This is a genomic window from Pseudomonas sp. SIMBA_041 (assembly GCF_046535095.1).
Lineage (GTDB): Bacteria > Pseudomonadota > Gammaproteobacteria > Pseudomonadales > Pseudomonadaceae > Aquipseudomonas > Aquipseudomonas mucoides.
The window spans coordinates 1-423 of record NZ_JAWRXJ010000057.1 but is presented as its reverse complement, the minus strand read 5'-3'; the positions used below and the strand labels follow the sequence as shown (position 1 = coordinate 423).

Below are 423 nucleotides of genomic sequence, written 5' to 3'. Positions count from 1 at the left end.
AACCGTTGTACAATTTATCAACAAAGTGTATTTCAACCGAAATATCAAGAAATTAAAAGCTAGTATTATTTAAATGCACAATGGTAAAAGTAGGTAAATACAAGAGTTTTTGCAACTTTTGCCTTAATATTTTATATATATTACTTAAAACTGGCAAAATAATTGTTAACACATTTTGCAGAGTAATTAAATATTATTCAATTTTATAAACCAAATCAAATTTTATTATTATGAAAAATTCAATTCTAACATTGTTGGCATTGGCTGCAATGGTGGCCTGCAACAAAAAAGAAAACACGTCAACCGCTGATTCCACAGCAGACAGTACCACAATGAATGCTCCGGCAGATTCCCCACTAACACTCAATGATTCTGCTACTGTGTCAGGTACAAATACAGGATCTACAGCTACTGCGCTCAACG

1 protein-coding gene is annotated in these 423 nt (G+C 32.4%); it reads right to left on the bottom strand.

What is annotated here, in order from left to right; genetic code table 11:
- Positions 1-193: 193 nt before the first annotated feature.
- The coding region (locus tag SB725_RS30210; RefSeq protein WP_410923024.1) for a hypothetical protein at positions 194-423 on the bottom strand (230 nt) is incomplete at its 5' end.